18 protein-coding genes are annotated in these 14,145 nt (G+C 59.7%); 13 read left to right on the top strand and 5 right to left on the bottom strand.

Annotated elements, in window-relative coordinates:
- Window positions 1-6: 6 nt before the first annotated feature.
- A complete protein-coding gene (locus GFU70_RS18175; protein WP_058546832.1) occupies window positions 7-372 on the top strand; it encodes an SPOR domain-containing protein in 366 nt (121 codons plus the stop codon).
- Between the two features lie 156 nt (window positions 373-528).
- Here GFU70_RS18175 and GFU70_RS18170 read toward each other — a convergent pair whose 3' ends face one another.
- Together GFU70_RS18170 and GFU70_RS18165 are read right to left on the bottom strand one after the other, a co-directional pair.
- Window positions 529-1,218, bottom strand: coding sequence for an endonuclease (locus GFU70_RS18170; protein ID WP_058546831.1), 690 nt, complete (start codon window positions 1,216-1,218; stop codon window positions 529-531).
- Window positions 1,219-1,223: 5 nt separating this feature from the next.
- Window positions 1,224-1,523: a DUF1654 domain-containing protein gene (locus GFU70_RS18165; RefSeq protein WP_058546830.1), complete on the bottom strand. Its 300-nt coding sequence runs from the start codon at window positions 1,521-1,523 to the stop codon at window positions 1,224-1,226.
- A gap of 197 nt (window positions 1,524-1,720) precedes the next feature.
- On the opposite strand from GFU70_RS18165, the gene GFU70_RS18160 reads away from it, so the two are divergent.
- The 8 genes from GFU70_RS18160 (at window position 1,721) to GFU70_RS18125 (ending at window position 9,263) form a co-directional block, all read left to right on the top strand.
- Window positions 1,721-2,167, top strand: coding sequence for a hypothetical protein (locus tag GFU70_RS18160; RefSeq protein WP_153388554.1), 447 nt, complete (start codon window positions 1,721-1,723; stop codon window positions 2,165-2,167).
- A 133-nt stretch (window positions 2,168-2,300) separates the two neighbouring features.
- A complete protein-coding gene (locus GFU70_RS18155) occupies window positions 2,301-3,257 on the top strand; it encodes a sugar ABC transporter substrate-binding protein (RefSeq protein WP_058546828.1) in 957 nt (318 codons plus the stop codon).
- Between the two features lie 57 nt (window positions 3,258-3,314).
- Window positions 3,315-4,868 carry a sugar ABC transporter ATP-binding protein gene (locus tag GFU70_RS18150; RefSeq protein ID WP_153388553.1) on the top strand — a complete coding sequence of 518 codons (1,554 nt, stop codon included), beginning with the start codon at window positions 3,315-3,317 and terminating at the stop codon, window positions 4,866-4,868.
- On the top strand, window positions 4,865-5,842 hold the full coding sequence (locus tag GFU70_RS18145) for an ABC transporter permease (protein ID WP_153388552.1): 978 nt from the start codon (window positions 4,865-4,867) through the stop codon (window positions 5,840-5,842). The genes GFU70_RS18150 and GFU70_RS18145 overlap by 4 nt, the downstream gene beginning before the upstream one ends.
- A 3-nt stretch (window positions 5,843-5,845) precedes the next feature.
- Window positions 5,846-6,865, top strand: a complete 1,020-nt coding sequence (locus GFU70_RS18140; RefSeq protein ID WP_153388551.1) for a LacI family DNA-binding transcriptional regulator — start codon at window positions 5,846-5,848, stop codon at window positions 6,863-6,865.
- 23 nt (window positions 6,866-6,888) lie between these two features.
- A complete protein-coding gene (gene rbsK, locus GFU70_RS18135) occupies window positions 6,889-7,803 on the top strand; it encodes a ribokinase (RefSeq protein WP_153388550.1) in 915 nt (304 codons plus the stop codon).
- Window positions 7,800-8,204 carry a D-ribose pyranase gene (rbsD, locus tag GFU70_RS18130; protein ID WP_058546823.1) on the top strand — a complete coding sequence of 135 codons (405 nt, stop codon included), beginning with the start codon at window positions 7,800-7,802 and terminating at the stop codon, window positions 8,202-8,204. The genes rbsK and rbsD overlap by 4 nt, the downstream gene beginning before the upstream one ends.
- Before the next feature lie 30 nt (window positions 8,205-8,234).
- On the top strand, window positions 8,235-9,263 hold the full coding sequence (locus GFU70_RS18125; RefSeq protein ID WP_153388549.1) for a nucleoside hydrolase: 1,029 nt from the start codon (window positions 8,235-8,237) through the stop codon (window positions 9,261-9,263).
- A gap of 44 nt (window positions 9,264-9,307) precedes the next feature.
- On the opposite strand, the gene GFU70_RS18120 is transcribed toward GFU70_RS18125, so the two are convergent.
- Complete coding sequence (locus GFU70_RS18120; protein ID WP_064107005.1) at window positions 9,308-9,505, bottom strand: hypothetical protein; 198 nt, start codon at window positions 9,503-9,505, stop codon at window positions 9,308-9,310.
- Between the two features lie 127 nt (window positions 9,506-9,632).
- Here GFU70_RS18120 and GFU70_RS18115 point away from each other — a divergent pair, with 127 nt between their 5' ends.
- Both GFU70_RS18115 and GFU70_RS18110 read left to right on the top strand, forming a co-directional pair.
- Window positions 9,633-9,938, top strand: coding sequence for a hypothetical protein (locus GFU70_RS18115; protein ID WP_058546389.1), 306 nt, complete (start codon window positions 9,633-9,635; stop codon window positions 9,936-9,938).
- Between the two features lie 162 nt (window positions 9,939-10,100).
- Window positions 10,101-10,415 (top strand): I78 family peptidase inhibitor, encoded by a 315-nt coding sequence (locus GFU70_RS18110; protein ID WP_116641730.1) that lies wholly within the window; start codon window positions 10,101-10,103, stop codon window positions 10,413-10,415.
- A gap of 68 nt (window positions 10,416-10,483) precedes the next feature.
- Here the strand turns inward: GFU70_RS18110 and GFU70_RS18105 are convergent, their stop codons facing one another.
- Together GFU70_RS18105 and GFU70_RS18100 are read right to left on the bottom strand one after the other, a co-directional pair.
- Entirely contained in the window at window positions 10,484-10,696 is a 213-nt protein-coding gene (locus GFU70_RS18105; RefSeq protein WP_047229330.1) for a cold-shock protein, read from the bottom strand.
- A 289-nt stretch (window positions 10,697-10,985) separates the two neighbouring features.
- Window positions 10,986-11,288, bottom strand: coding sequence for a hypothetical protein (locus GFU70_RS18100; protein ID WP_058546391.1), 303 nt, complete (start codon window positions 11,286-11,288; stop codon window positions 10,986-10,988).
- Between the two features lie 371 nt (window positions 11,289-11,659).
- Here GFU70_RS18100 and thrS point away from each other — a divergent pair, with 371 nt between their 5' ends.
- Together thrS and infC are read left to right on the top strand one after the other, a co-directional pair.
- Complete coding sequence (gene thrS / locus GFU70_RS18095; protein WP_003203626.1) at window positions 11,660-13,582, top strand: threonine--tRNA ligase; 1,923 nt, start codon at window positions 11,660-11,662, stop codon at window positions 13,580-13,582.
- Window positions 13,582-14,133, top strand: coding sequence for a translation initiation factor IF-3 (infC, locus tag GFU70_RS18090; RefSeq protein WP_169432615.1), 552 nt, complete (start codon window positions 13,582-13,584; stop codon window positions 14,131-14,133). The genes thrS and infC overlap by 1 nt, the downstream gene beginning before the upstream one ends.
- Window positions 14,134-14,145: the final 12 nt, after the last annotated feature.

Raw genomic sequence — 14,145 nt, 5'->3', positions numbered from 1 at the left:
ACGTTTGTGCGCAAATTGGCTTGGGTTATTGCGGTATTGGTGCTGGCAGGATGCGGTGAGGGGCGTGACGTCGAAGCACCGAAGCCTAAGCCCGTAGCGACCTCTGCACCGGCCGTCGCTGCCGCGCCGCAGTGGGCCGTCGAGGTTCGCGGCGAGACGCCGCAGGCGGTCAGCGACCTGACCGGTTGGCTCATCGAGCACAGCTTCATGTCGAACGTGGTGCGCGAAAACGGCAAGGAGCGCGTCCTGGTCGGCCCTTTCAGTTCCAGGGCTGAGGCCGAAACCAAGCAGGAGCAAGTGACGGCCGCCCTGGTCCGGGCGAAAAAACGCAACATCGAGACGTTGGTGGTGGATTACCCGACGGCCCAATAATCGGGCAGGACAAGCAAGCCAGTTAAGCCACAAAACCGGTGGGAGCGAGCTTGCTCGCGATAGCGGTGGATCAGCCAATGTTGATGTCGGCTGACATGCCCCTATCGTGAGCGAGCTCGCTCCCACCGTTCATTTGTGCTGTTCACGAATGCCAGGTCAGCCGCAGGCCTTCAAATTCACCGGCCCCACGAACTCGTTTCCGCGGCCCATGACGCACGCCACGCTCTGGTTGCGCTGGCGTTCCCAGCTTTGTACCGGGTAGGTCTTGTCCCAGGCTTCATACAGGCGCCGGTCCTGTTTCGAGAGGCGCAGGCCATATTGCTTGCTCATGTAGAAATAGGTCCGGGCGATCATGCCCCGGATAGAAGGGCGGGGCATGACTTTCTTGGCCTTGAAGTCCACTTGGGTCAGGCATGAGCCGTATTGACCCTTTTGTTCCGGCAACCAGCCGAAACTGAAATTGCTGCGATCGCCATTCACTTCCCCAATGCTCGGCACCAGGTTATGCAGGTCGGCCTCGGCCCGTTGATAGACCGGATCATGGCGCGTGCAATTCTTGCGACCCCCTTGCTGCCAGCATTGACGCTGATGGCCAATCTGCCACGCCGGGACAATATGTTCCCACTCGATGCGAGCGGCGCGCTTGGCATTCTTGCGCGGTACATAACCGCAGGCGGCCAGGTTCACGCGATTGCCGGTGTATTTGCACCCACAGTAAAATTCGGTGGATTGTGGTGCGTAGAGTTTCCAGGCGACTTTCTTGGCTTCGTTGAAGGTGCGCGGAGCACCGGCCTGTGCGCCGATGGCGATAAACACAAGCAAAAAAGCTAAACAGCGAACACTCATCAGGCTCAATCTTCCTTCGGCACAACCCAGAAAATCTGCACGCCACCATCGTCGCGATAGGCGAGAGTCACGTTATCGTTCTCGTCGATTTCTTCCAGCAGGCGCTCCCACTCATCCACCGGCTCGTCGGGAAGGCGGAAGATCAGCGCTGCCTTGGCTTTTTGTGCGGTGGGGGCGTTGATGATTTTCGAGACCCGCAGGCCGAGTCGGGTATAGGAATCTAAGGGGGTGGTTGCAGCGGAGGGCGTAGCCACAGGATTATCCTTATTAAGCTGTACGTGTATACAGTATTTAACCGTAGGCATTTACGCAACTGCTTAAAATTAAAGAAAATCGTCTGACAGCACTTTTTTCGTTTTGGTGTAGGAGAAAGGAATTTTTTATTGGCTGGCGTAAACGGGTGGATCAACCGCTCTGGCCTGTGACGGATTTGCGCGAGCGCTAAAGAAATGGCCTCGGCGGGCGATGTCCTGCTTAGGAATCTCATCCATGGAGTTTTGTCATGTCGTTTTCTGTCGGTTTTCCCAATGCGGCGGCCGTGACCATCGGCGGTCAATCCGCAGCTACCCTGAAGGCCTTGAACGAGGCGAGTACCGAGGCCGCCGATGAGGCCTTGGAGGAGACGCAAACACCCGGCAAGGTCCGTACGGGGGCGGGCGCTGGAGCGACCGATCAGGCACAAGAGAGCGGCAGCACCCAGAGCATTGCCGTCCAGGTTTTGCTCAAGCGGATGCAAGAGCTGCAGCAACAGCTCAGGGAGCAGCAGCAACAACTGGCCGCTGCACAGGCCCGCGACTATCCGACGCCGGAAGCCAAGACCTCGGCGGTCATGGCGGTCCAGGGACAGATCGCCGACACCAGTGGCGCGTTGCTGGAGGTCACCGGCCGTTTGGTCACGGAGCTGGCAAAGGGCGCCAGTTCGGGTACGGTGGTCAATACGACGGCCTGAACTGCGACGTTGCGGATGAAACCGCAACGTTGACAAATCCCCGAAGCCTTACCATAGTTCACTTCACGCAAACGTTTGCGCGGCGTTCCGTGCATTGATTTGCTCACAATAATCATAAGATCGGAGTGAACCCATGAAGTTGCCATTCGCTGGACGCCTTCTCGCTGTTGCCATGCTCGCGGCCGCATCCGCTGCGCTGCCTATCTCCTCGGCATTCGCCCAGACCGCAGAAAAACCCAAGGTCGCCCTGGTCATGAAATCCCTGGCCAACGAGTTCTTCCTGACCATGGAAGACGGCGCCAAGGCGTATCAGAAGGAACACTCCGCCGATTTCGACCTGATCTCCAACGGGATCAAGGATGAAACCGACACCGCCAACCAGATCCGCATCGTCGAGCAGATGATCGTGTCCAAGGTCGATGCGCTGATCATCGCGCCGGCGGATTCCAAGGCCATGGTGCCGGTGATCAAGAAAGCCGTCGACGCTGGCATCACGGTCATCAACATCGATAACCAGCTCGATCCGGCCGTGGTCAAGAGCAAGAACATCAACGTGCCGTTCGTAGGCCCGGACAACCGCAAGGGTGCGCGCCTGGTAGGCGAATACCTGGCCAAGCAGCTCAAGGCCGGTGACGAAGTCGGCATCATCGAAGGCGTATCCACCACCACCAATGCCCAGGCACGCACCGCAGGCTTCAAGGATGCGATGGAAGCGGCGCAGGTCAAGGTCGTCTCCCTGCAATCGGGTGACTGGGAAATCAACAAGGGCAACCAGGTTGCCGCGTCGATGCTCAGCGAATACCCGAACATCAAGGCACTGCTGGCCGGTAACGACAGCATGGCGCTCGGCGCTGTATCGGCCGTGCGCGCGGCGGGCAAGGCGGGCAAGGTGCAGGTGGTCGGCTACGACAACATCAATGCCATCAAGCCGATGCTCAAGGATGGTCGTATCCTGGCGACTGCCGACCAGTTCGCTGCCAAGCAGGCCGTCTTCGGCATCGAGACGGCGCTGAAGATCCTCAAGGGCGAAAAAGTCGACAGCGGCACCAACGGCGTTATCGAAACTCCGGTCGAGCTGGTGACCAAGTAGTTATCCTGGCGACACAACGGTGCTCGCCCATCCGGGCGAGCGCATGGAGAGTTTTTTATGTCCGTTTGCGACCCGAACGCTGTCCTTTCTGTCAGCGGCATCGGCAAGACCTATGCCCAGCCGGTACTGAGCGGCATCGACCTGACGTTGATGCGCGGCGAGGTGCTGGCGCTGACGGGTGAAAATGGCGCCGGCAAAAGCACCTTGTCCAAGATCATCGGTGGGTTGGTGACACCGACGACCGGGCAGATGCAATTTCAAGGTCAGGATTATCGCCCTGGCAGCCGGACCCAGGCTGAAGAGCTGGGTGTGCGCATGGTGATGCAGGAACTCAACCTGCTGCCGACCCTTTCCGTGGCCGAAAACCTGTTTCTCGACAACCTGCCCAGCCACGGCGGCTGGATCAGTCGCAAGCAATTGCGCAAGGCGGCCATCGAGGCCATGGCCCAGGTGGGGCTCGATGCCATCGATCCCGACACCTTGGTCGGCGAACTGGGGATCGGTCACCAGCAAATGGTCGAGATCGCCCGCAACCTGATCGGCGATTGCCATGTGCTGATTCTCGATGAGCCGACGGCGATGCTGACGGCCCGCGAAGTCGAGATGCTCTTTGAACAGATCACCCGCTTGCAGGCTCGCGGCGTGTCGATCATCTACATTTCCCATCGCCTCGAAGAACTGGCGCGGGTCGCCCAGCGCATTGCCGTACTGCGTGATGGCAACCTGGTCTGCGTCGAGTCGATGGCCAACTACGACAGCGAGCAACTGGTGACCTTGATGGTTGGCCGGGAGCTGGGTGAGCATATCGACCTTGGCCCGCGCCAGATCGGCGCGCCGGCGCTGACCGTTAAGGGCCTGACGCGTTCCGGCAAGGTCCGCGACGTGTCCTTTGAAGTGCGCAGTGGCGAGATCTTCGGTATCTCCGGCCTGATCGGGGCAGGGCGCACTGAGTTGTTGCGGCTGATCTTCGGTGCCGATACTGCCGACAGTGGCACGATAGCACTGGGTTCGCCGGCCCAGGTCGTGAGCATTCGCTCCCCGGCCGATGCGGTGGCCCATGGCATTGCGTTGATCACCGAAGACCGCAAGGGTGAAGGCCTGCTGTTGACCCAATCCATCGCCGCCAACATCGCCCTGGGCAACATGCCGGAGATTTCCAGCGCCGGCCTGGTCAATGGCAATGCCGAACTGGCTTTGGCACAGCGGCAGGTCGATGCCATGCGCATCCGCAGTTCCAGCCCGACACAATTGGTGTCCGAGCTGTCGGGCGGCAACCAGCAGAAAGTGGTGATCGGTCGTTGGCTCGAACGCGATTGCGCGGTCATGTTGTTCGACGAGCCGACCCGTGGCATCGACGTCGGCGCCAAATTCGACATCTATGCGCTGCTCGGCGAGCTGACGCGCCAGGGCAAGGCGCTGGTCGTGGTGTCCAGTGACCTGCGGGAGCTGATGCTGATTTGTGACCGGATCGGCGTGCTGTCTGCCGGACGCCTGATCGACACTTTCGAGCGCGACCGCTGGACCCAGGATGACTTGCTTGCCGCCGCATTCGCCGGCTACCAGAAACGTGATGCGTTGCTCAACGAAGCAGCGCCTAGGGATTTTTCATGAAAACCGCATCTGCCGTCGGCAAATCGAGTGGCAATTTCTATGGCCTCGGGACTTACCTGGGCCTGGCCGGCGCGCTACTGGCCATGGTCGCGCTGTTCTCGGCCCTGAGCAGCCACTTCCTGTCCTATGACACGTTCAGCACCTTGGCCAACCAGATTCCGGACCTCATGGTGCTGGCGGTCGGCATGACGTTCATCCTGATCATCGGTGGCATCGACCTGTCGGTGGGGTCGGTGTTGGCGCTTGCGGCATCGACGGTCAGCGTGGCCGTGCTCGGCTGGGGTTGGAGCGTCTGGCCATCGGCCTTGCTCGGCATGGCTGTGGCGGCGCTGGCGGGTACGGTCACCGGTTCGATCACCGTGGCCTGGCGGATTCCATCGTTCATCGTCTCCCTCGGCGTGCTGGAAATGGCCCGGGGCCTGGCGTACCAGATGACCGGCTCCCGGACCGCCTACATCGGTGACTCGTTCGGCTGGCTGTCCAACCCCATCGTCTTTGGTATTTCGCCTTCGTTCATCATCGCCTTGCTGGTCATCTTCATTGCCCAGGCGGTGCTGACCCGTACGGTGTTTGGGCGTTACCTGATCGGCATCGGCACCAATGAAGAAGCCGTGCGCCTGGCCGGTATCAATCCAAAGCCCTACAAGATCCTGGTGTTCAGCTTGATGGGCTTGCTGGCCGGTGTGGCCGCGCTGTTCCAGATTTCGCGCCTGGAGGCGGCGGATCCGAACGCCGGTTCAGGGCTCGAACTGCAGGTCATCGCCGCCGTGGTCATCGGCGGCACCAGCCTGATGGGTGGGCGAGGCTCGGTCATCAGCACCTTCTTTGGCGTGCTGATCATCTCCGTGCTGGCGGCGGGCCTGGCGCAAATCGGCGCCACTGAACCGACCAAGCGCATCATTACCGGTGCGGTAATCGTGGTGGCGGTCGTGCTCGATACCTATCGTAGCCAGCGCGCCAGTCGGCGGGCTTGAACCATGGCGACGATCAAGGATGTAGCAGCGCTCGCGGGGATTTCCTATACGACCGTGTCCCACGTGGTGAACAAGACGCGGCCGGTCAGCGAAGAAGTGCGGCTCAAGGTCGAGGCGGCCATCGAGCGCCTGGACTACGTGCCCAGCGCCGTGGCCCGTTCGCTCAAGGCCAAGACCACGGCGACCATCGGCCTGCTGGTGCCCAACAGCCTCAACCCTTACTTTGCCGAATTGGCCCGGGGCATCGAGGATTACTGTGAGCGCAACGGGTATTGCGTGATCCTGTGCAACTCCGACGACAACCCGGACAAGCAACGCAGCTACCTGCGGGTGCTGCTGGAAAAGCGTATCGACGGTCTGATTTTCGCGTCCGCCGGCGGTGATGTCGGCCTGGCCGAGGGGCTGTCCAACGTGCGCACGCCCATGGTGATCGTCGACCGCGGGCTCGATGGCGTCGACGCCGACCTGGTGCGCATCGATCATGAATACGGCGCCTACCTGGCGACCCGGCACCTGCTGGAGCTGGGTCACCACGATATCGCCTTCATTGGCGGCCCGGCCGATACCAGCGTGGCGCAAATGCGCCTGGCCGGTTATTGCCGTGCGTTGAAAGAGGCCGGGATCGAGCTGCCTGTCGAGCGCATGCTCGAGAGCGATTTCACCAGTACTGGCGGCTACCGCGCCGCCGCGCAACTGCTTGAACAGATGCCGCCGAGCGCAATTTTTGCGGCCAACGACATGATTGGCATTGGTGTGCTGCGCGCCGCCGCTGAACGCAACGTGCGCGTGCCGAGCGAACTGTCGGTCATCGGTTTCGATGACATCCAGATGAGCCGTTATGTCTACCCGGCGTTGACCACGGTAGGGCAGTCGATCCTGCAACTTGGCGAGATGGCGGCCGAAGTGCTGCTGCGACGCATTGCGACGCCGGGCCTTGCCATCGAGCAGCGGATCGTGACACCGAGTATTGTCCTGCGTGAGTCGACTGCGCCGCTGTCCGGTACATTCGCCCAATACCGCTGAACCGAATTGATGAGTAGTGATGTATGCCAGCAAAAGTAGTGGTAATAGGCAGTCTGAACATGGACCTGGTGACCCGGGCGCCGCGTCTGCCGCGCGGTGGTGAAACACTGATTGGCACGTCGTTCTCCACCATCCCGGGCGGCAAGGGTGCCAACCAGGCGGTGGCCGCCGCGCGCTTGGGGGCGCAGGTGTCGATGGTCGGTTGCGTGGGCAATGATGCCTATGGCGAACAATTGCGTGGCGGGCTGTTGGCCGAGGGCATCGACTGCCAGGCGGTCAGCGTGGTGGAGGGGGCCAGCGGCGTGGCGCTGATCGTCGTCGACGACAACAGCCAGAATGCGATCGTTATCGTCGCCGGTGCCAACGGTGCGCTCACCGCCAAGGTCCTGGACGGTGTCGATGAAGTGCTGCAAAGCGCCGATGTCATCATCTGCCAGCTCGAAGTGCCGGATGCCACCGTCGGCCACGCCCTCAAGCGCGCTCGTGAGTTGGGCAAAATCGTCATCCTCAACCCGGCGCCAGCCTCCCGAACGTTGCCGGCCGACTGGTACGCCTGCATCGACTACTTGATTCCCAATGAAAGCGAAGCTGCGGTCTTGAGCGAGCTGGCGGTGGACTCCCTGGAAACCGCCGAAGCCGCCGCGGCGCATCTGATCGCCGCCGGTGCCGGCAAGGTGATCGTGACCCTGGGTGCCCAGGGCCTGATGTTCGCCAACGGTGTCAGCTTCGAACACTTCCCGGCCCCGCGGGTCAAGGCAGTGGACACCACGGCAGCCGGAGACACCTTCGTCGGCGGCTTCGCGGCGGCCCTGGCCAGCGGCAAAAGCGAGGTCGAGGCGATTCGTTTCGGCCAGGCCGCCGCCGCGCTGTCGGTCACCCGCGCAGGCGCGCAGCCTTCAATCCCCACGTTGTTGGAAGTACAGGCTTTCAAATCATGAAAAAGACGCCGTTGTTGAATGTGGCACTGTCACGATTGATCGCTTCCCTCGGCCATGGCGACAAGGTGGTTATCGGTGATGCCGGCCTGCCCGTGCCGCCCCAGGTCGAATTGATCGACCTGGCCCTGACCCATGGCATTCCTGACTTTGTCAGCACCTTGAAGGTCGTGCTCAGCGAAATGCAGGTGGAAAGTCATGTCCTGGCCGAGGAGATCCTCGATAAACAACCGTCGGCCCTGACGACCCTGGAGACGCTGCATGCCGAGGGTGCGCTGGGCGAACGGGAGCTGGTCAGCCATGAACAATTCAAGATCATCAGCCGACAGGCGCGGGCGATCATTCGCACAGGCGAGTGCTCTGCGTACTGCAATATCGTGCTGGTCGCTGGAGTGACGTTCTAACCCTGTTCAACCCTGCACAAGGAGTGCGCCATGCACCGCTATGCTCAGAAAATGCATCAACTGATCCGGAGTCTGCTGCTGTTGTCATTGATCACCGCTACGAGCGCCCAGGCGGCGGAAAAAATCGACCTGATCATCGACACCGATCCAGGGGCCGATGACGTCGTGGCGCTGTTGTTCGCCCTGGCGTCGCCCGAGGAGTTGCATATCCGCGCGCTGACCACCGTCGCCGGCAATGTGCGCCTGGACAAGACCTCTCGCAACGCTCGCCTGGCCCGGGAATGGGCGGGGCGCGAAGAGGTGCCCGTGTATGCCGGTGCGCCGAAACCGTTGATGCGCACACCGATCTATGCGGAAAACATCCATGGCAAGGAAGGCCTGTCGGGTGTCACCGTGCACGAGCCGAAGAAGGGGTTGGCCCAAGGCAATGCCGTCAACTACCTGATCGACACCCTCAAGGCGGCCAAGCCTCACAGCATCACCATTGCCATGCTTGGCCCGCAGACCAACCTGGCCCTGGCGCTGGTGCAGGAGCCCGACATCGTCCAAGGCATCAAGGAAGTGGTGATCATGGGCGGTGCGCATTTCAACGGCGGCAATATCACGCCGGTGGCTGAATTCAATCTGTTCGCCGACCCGCAGGCGGCCGAGGTTGTGGCCAAGAGCGGCGTGAAGCTGACGTACCTGCCGCTGGATGTGACCCACAAGATCCTCACCAGCGAAGCGCGTCTGAAGCAGATCGCGGCGCTGAACAACAATGCCAGCAAGCTGGTGGGCGATATCCTCAACGAATACGTCAAGGGCGACATGGAGCACTACGGCATGACGGGCGGGCCGGTGCATGACGCGACGGTGATTGCCTACCTGCTCAAGCCGCAGTTGTTCACTGGCCGTTCGGTCAATGTCGTCGTGGACAGCCGCGAAGGCCCGACGTTCGGGCAGACCATCGTCGACTGGTACGATGGCCTGAAAGCGCCGAAGAATGCGTTCTGGGTGGAAAACGGTGATGCCCAGGGCTTCTTCGACCTGCTGACCGAGCGCCTGGCGCGCCTCAAGTAAACTGCCTGGCTTTGCACCCGCAGGCCAGCCTGCGGGTGCGAGCATCAGTCCACGGCGTCGACGGTGCTCGGGTAGCGTTCGAATGCCTGCTGGATGAAATTGCGGGCGACGTCCGTCCCCAGTTCCCTCACCAGCAATTCTATGCCGATGATTGCCAACTCCTCCGGGCTGCCCGGGCTATAGGAGCTATGGCCCTCCGACCATTTGGCATTGATGGTGGCTTCGATGCTGACGGTGCTCATGATAGGGCTCGCGAGTTGGAGGACTGTAGGTGGAGTTAAGCATTTTTGCCCTCGGTTTGGCACTGCGACTTAGGCATTGGGGGAGGGCTGTGCGACACTTGTTTTTTGTTTTTAAAGGAGCCCTGCCGTGCAGATCGATTTGAACGCTCCGGATGGCCTGAGTCTCGAGGCGGTTCGTCAATTGCTGGCTTCGGCCAGTGATGACGAACATACCCAACTGCGCGTGACCAAGGGCGGTATCGCCTATTTGTCCTCGGGTGTGGTCGGCGGCACTGACATCAATGGTTTGCTGTTTCGGCTCGAGACTTGGGCGAAGGGCTCGGGCTACGTCGGGCGGGTCGCGGCCAGCGACGAGGTCTGGGTCATGCAGATCTACAAGGCGTTGAAAGACAACTGGCCAAATCCTCCCTTCGATTACATCGACGTTTATTGAACGGTGTTCATATCCAGTCACGATTCATGCCTGAACGGCGGTGGCGGCTCAGGCAAACTGCCGGTTTTCCGGATGGGCCAGGCCGATGGCCGCGGTGTTGAAACCAAGCGTCGTTTGGGTTGTCGCACGCTCTCTGTTTATTTATTGAAGAAAGGAGGCGTCATGCCTTGGAAGCTCGCGTCATTAAGTACTTTGCTGGCTGCCGTGTTCTTGAGCGGTTGCAGCAGCACCTCTGAGTCGACCCCAGATCCCGTGGCGACCGAGTCCGGTTACAGCCGCTGCGAAGCAAAGGCCGCCGAGTTCGCCATTGGCAAGAAGGCCTCGCCGCAATTGCTGGAGCAGGCCCGTACCCGTGCCGGCGCGCAGAATGCGCGGATCCTCAAGCCCAACGACATGGTGACACTTGAGTACCGCTCCGATCGCCTGAACCTCAATACCGATGCCGACCTGGTGATTAACCGGGTGAACTGCGGCTGACAGGCGGTTTTCAATCGCCCATAAAAAACCCCGTCACATGGACGGGGTTTTTTTAGTGCGCCGAGAAATTACTCTGGGCGAACCTGTGCAGCTTGCATACCCTTTTGGCCTTTCTCAGCCACGAAGGAAACGGTCTGGCCTTCTTTCAGGCTTTTGAAACCGTCGCTTTCGATAGCTTTGAAGTGTACGAACAGGTCGTCACCGCCACCTGTAGGAGTGATGAAGCCGAAGCCTTTTTCATCGTTGAACCATTTAACGGTGCCGGTTTGGCGATTAGACATGGTGTATCTCCAAGAAACATATATTTTCAGTGTACTGTGCTGCTCAGGCCAACTGGGCACACCGGGGTATCATAGTCGAAATGTTCGATTTGGGACCCCCCCAGACGCGCTGTTTGCCAATCAGTCGTGTTTTCTTTACCGCCTTTACCCGCTGAAAGGCCCGGTTTTAAAGGCTTTGAGCCGAAAGTAAAGACGATAAAAAAAGCTGTAAAACCTGAATAAATCGTTCAAAAAAGCTTGAAATGAGGGTTTTTCAACCCTGTCGGGCCCGTTCAGGAAGCCCTTGATCTCACTTTTTCGCCTTGTTCTCAGCCTTGCATTTTGCGATCTCCCCCAGTGCCTTTTGCTGCAGCTGCGGGGTGGCCTTGTTGTCCATCAAGGCCTGGAGGTCCGAGGCTGGATAGGACTTGATCGCATCGGCGCCGCAGGCGCAATGGGCTTTGGCAGCGGCCCGGCCGATCTGCGGCGTTGCTGTCTCGGTGCATTGGGCCATGTATTTTTCGCGTTCGCCTTTGGGCCAGTCGGCATGGGCGGTCAGTGGAAGCAGCAGGGCGAGGGGGGCGACTACTGCGAACAATGTGTTCAGACGCATGCGAAGGTGCTCCTTTGGGGTCGATGTCTTGATATCTGAGGCGTTACGCTCGATTCAGTTCAGCACTCTGGCATAAAAACCCTGGATTTACGCCTGCTTCAATTCCCGCACGGCGATGACCGTTCATCTGTGCTAGCATGCCGGGCTCGGGTATTTCCAGGCTGCGGATGACAACTCGTCCCGGTGGTAAATGTTCGAAATAACCCTGATTTGAATCCCAGTCACTCTGGTTCGGTTTTCCCGGTTGGCCGCAAGGCTCCTGCCGCTGTAAGGCAGGCGTTCGTCATTGAATGGCCTGGACTGGATCTTGTACTGGCTCATCCCAACCCACGTGACCTTTGGTAGGGGTCACCACTAGGAGAGGAGGCGCCATGCCAACTATTACTCTTCCCGACGGCAGTCAACGTTCATTCGATCACCCGGTTTCCGTAGCCGAGGTCGCCGCATCCATCGGTGCGGGCCTGGCCAAGGCGACCCTGGCCGGCAAGGTCAACGGCAAGCTGGTCGACGCCAGTGACGTCATCGACAGCGACGCCACGCTGCAAATCATCACGCCCAAGGATGAAGAGGGGCTGGAGATCATTCGCCACTCTTGCGCTCACCTGGTCGGCCATGCGGTCAAGCAGCTGTACCCGAGTGCGAAGATGGTCATCGGGCCAGTCATCGACGAAGGCTTCTATTACGACATCGCCTTCGAGCGTCCTTTCACGCCGGAAGACATGGCCGCTATCGAACAGCGCATGCAGCAGCTGATCGAGAAAGATTACGACGTCATCAAGAAAGTCACCCCGCGCGCCGAAGTCATCGAAGTCTTCAAGGCCCGTGGCGAGGACTACAAGCTGCGTCTGGTGGAAGACATGCCGGACGAGCAGGCCATGGGCCTGTATTACCACGAAGAATACGTCGACATGTGCCGTGGCCCGCACGTGCCGAACACGCGCTTCCTGAAATCCTTCAAGCTGACCAAGTTGTCCGGCGCCTACTGGCGTGGCGATGCGAAGAACGAGCAGTTGCAGCGCGTCTATGGCACTGCCTGGGCGGACAAGAAGCAACTGGCGGCCTACATCCAGCGCATTGAAGAAGCCGAGAAGCGCGATCACCGCAAGATCGGCAAGCGCCTGGGCCTGTTCCATACCCAGGAAGAGTCCCCGGGCATGGTGTTCTGGCACCCGAACGGCTGGACCCTGTACCAGGTGCTCGAGCAGTACATGCGCCAGGTCCAGCGTGAGAACGGCTATCTGGAAATCAAGACGCCGCAAGTGGTGGACCGCAGCCTCTGGGAGAAATCCGGGCACTGGGCCAACTACGCCGACAACATGTTCACTACCCAGTCGGAAAACCGCGACTACGCCATCAAGCCGATGAACTGCCCTTGCCACGTGCAGGTGTTCAACCAGGGCTTGAAAAGCTACCGCGAGCTGCCGATGCGCCTGGCCGAGTTCGGTGCCTGCCACCGTAACGAGCCGTCGGGGGCGCTGCACGGCATCATGCGCGTACGTGCATTTACCCAGGACGATGCGCACATCTTCTGCACCGAAGAGCAGATGCAGGCCGAATCCGCCGCCTTCATCAAGCTGACCATGGACGTCTATCGGGACTTCGGCTTCACCGAAGTCGAGATGAAGCTGTCCACTCGTCCGGAAAAACGCGTTGGCTCCGACGAGTTGTGGGATCGCGCCGAAGCGGCCCTGGCCGCCGCCCTCGATAGCGCGGGCCTTGCGTACGACTTGCAGCCGGGTGAGGGGGCCTTTTACGGTCCGAAGATCGAATTCTCGCTGAAAGATTGCCTCGGTCGTGTGTGGCAGTGTGGTACCTTGCAGCTCGATTTCAACCTGCCGATCCGTCTGGGCGCTGAATATGTGTCCGAAGACAACAGCCGCAAGCACCCGGTCATGCTTCACCGCGCGATCCTCGGTTCGTTCGAGCGTTTCGTCGGGATTCTGATCGAACACTACGAGGGCGCGTTCCCTGCGTGGCTGGCGCCGACCCAGGCAGTGATCATGAATATCACTGATAAACAGGCAGATTTTGCCGCCGAAGTCGAAAAAACTCTCAATCAAAGCGGATTTCGTGCCAAGTCCGACTTGAGAAATGAAAAGATCGGCTTTAAAATCCGCGAGCATACTTTGCTCAAGGTTCCCTTTCTCTTGGTTATTGGAGATCGGGAGGTCGAGATGCAGACTGTCGCTGTGCGTACTCGTGAAGGTGCTGACCTGGGCTCGATGCCCGTCGCCGAATTCGCTGAGTTTCTCGCGCAAGCGGTTTCCCGGCGTGGTCGCCCAGATTTGGAGTAATTATTATTAAGCGTGAAATGAGACAAGATAAACGAGCTGCACCGAAAGCCCCGATCAACGAGAATATCTCGGCACGCGAGGTTCGGTTAATTGGCGCTGACGGCGAGCAGATTGGCATCGTCTCGATTGATGAAGCGCTTCGTATTGCTGAAGAAGCCAAGCTTGATCTGGTAGAAATTTCCGCAGACGCAGTCCCACCGGTTTGCCGGGTGATGGACTACGGCAAGTCGATCTTCGAGAAGAAGAAGCAGATTGCCGCGGCGAAGAAAAACCAGAAGCAGATTCAGGTAAAAGAAATCAAGTTTCGTCCAGGGACGGAGGAAGGGGATTACCAGGTAAAACTGCGCAACCTGGTACGTTTCCTGAGTGACGGGGACAGGGCCAAGGTATCCTTGCGATTCCGCGGCCGTGAGATGGCCCACCAGGAGCTGGGGATGGAACTCCTCAAGCGGGTTGAACAAGACCTGCTCGAGTACGGTTCGGTCGAACAGCATCCTAAGATGGAAGGACGCCAGCTGATCATGGTCATCGCCCCGAAAAAGAAGAAGTAATCACCAGGGCAC

The sequence above is a fragment of the Pseudomonas brassicacearum genome (genome assembly GCF_009601685.2).
Classification (GTDB): Bacteria; Pseudomonadota; Gammaproteobacteria; order Pseudomonadales; family Pseudomonadaceae; genus Aquipseudomonas; species Aquipseudomonas kilonensis_B.
This window is presented reverse-complemented; position numbering and strand designations above follow the sequence as displayed.

Coding starts and splice junctions, on each gene's coding strand:
- GFU70_RS18170 (WP_058546831.1), bottom strand. CDS start 1,218: ATGAGTGTTCGCTGTTTAGCTTTTTTGCTTGTGTTTATCGCCATCGGC.
- GFU70_RS18145 (WP_153388552.1), top strand. CDS start 4,865: ATGAAAACCGCATCTGCCGTCGGCAAATCGAGTGGCAATTTCTATGGC.
- rbsD (WP_058546823.1), top strand. CDS start 7,800: ATGAAAAAGACGCCGTTGTTGAATGTGGCACTGTCACGATTGATCGCT.
- GFU70_RS18165 (WP_058546830.1), bottom strand. CDS start 1,523: ATGCCTACGGTTAAATACTGTATACACGTACAGCTTAATAAGGATAAT.
- GFU70_RS18105 (WP_047229330.1), bottom strand. CDS start 10,696: ATGTCTAATCGCCAAACCGGCACCGTTAAATGGTTCAACGATGAAAAA.
- GFU70_RS18150 (WP_153388553.1), top strand. CDS start 3,315: ATGTCCGTTTGCGACCCGAACGCTGTCCTTTCTGTCAGCGGCATCGGC.
- rbsK (WP_153388550.1), top strand. CDS start 6,889: ATGCCAGCAAAAGTAGTGGTAATAGGCAGTCTGAACATGGACCTGGTG.
- GFU70_RS18110 (WP_116641730.1), top strand. CDS start 10,101: ATGCCTTGGAAGCTCGCGTCATTAAGTACTTTGCTGGCTGCCGTGTTC.
- GFU70_RS18125 (WP_153388549.1), top strand. CDS start 8,235: ATGCACCGCTATGCTCAGAAAATGCATCAACTGATCCGGAGTCTGCTG.
- GFU70_RS18120 (WP_064107005.1), bottom strand. CDS start 9,505: ATGAGCACCGTCAGCATCGAAGCCACCATCAATGCCAAATGGTCGGAG.
- GFU70_RS18100 (WP_058546391.1), bottom strand. CDS start 11,288: ATGCGTCTGAACACATTGTTCGCAGTAGTCGCCCCCCTCGCCCTGCTG.
- GFU70_RS18155 (WP_058546828.1), top strand. CDS start 2,301: ATGAAGTTGCCATTCGCTGGACGCCTTCTCGCTGTTGCCATGCTCGCG.
- thrS (WP_003203626.1), top strand. CDS start 11,660: ATGCCAACTATTACTCTTCCCGACGGCAGTCAACGTTCATTCGATCAC.
- GFU70_RS18140 (WP_153388551.1), top strand. CDS start 5,846: ATGGCGACGATCAAGGATGTAGCAGCGCTCGCGGGGATTTCCTATACG.
- GFU70_RS18160 (WP_153388554.1), top strand. CDS start 1,721: ATGTCGTTTTCTGTCGGTTTTCCCAATGCGGCGGCCGTGACCATCGGC.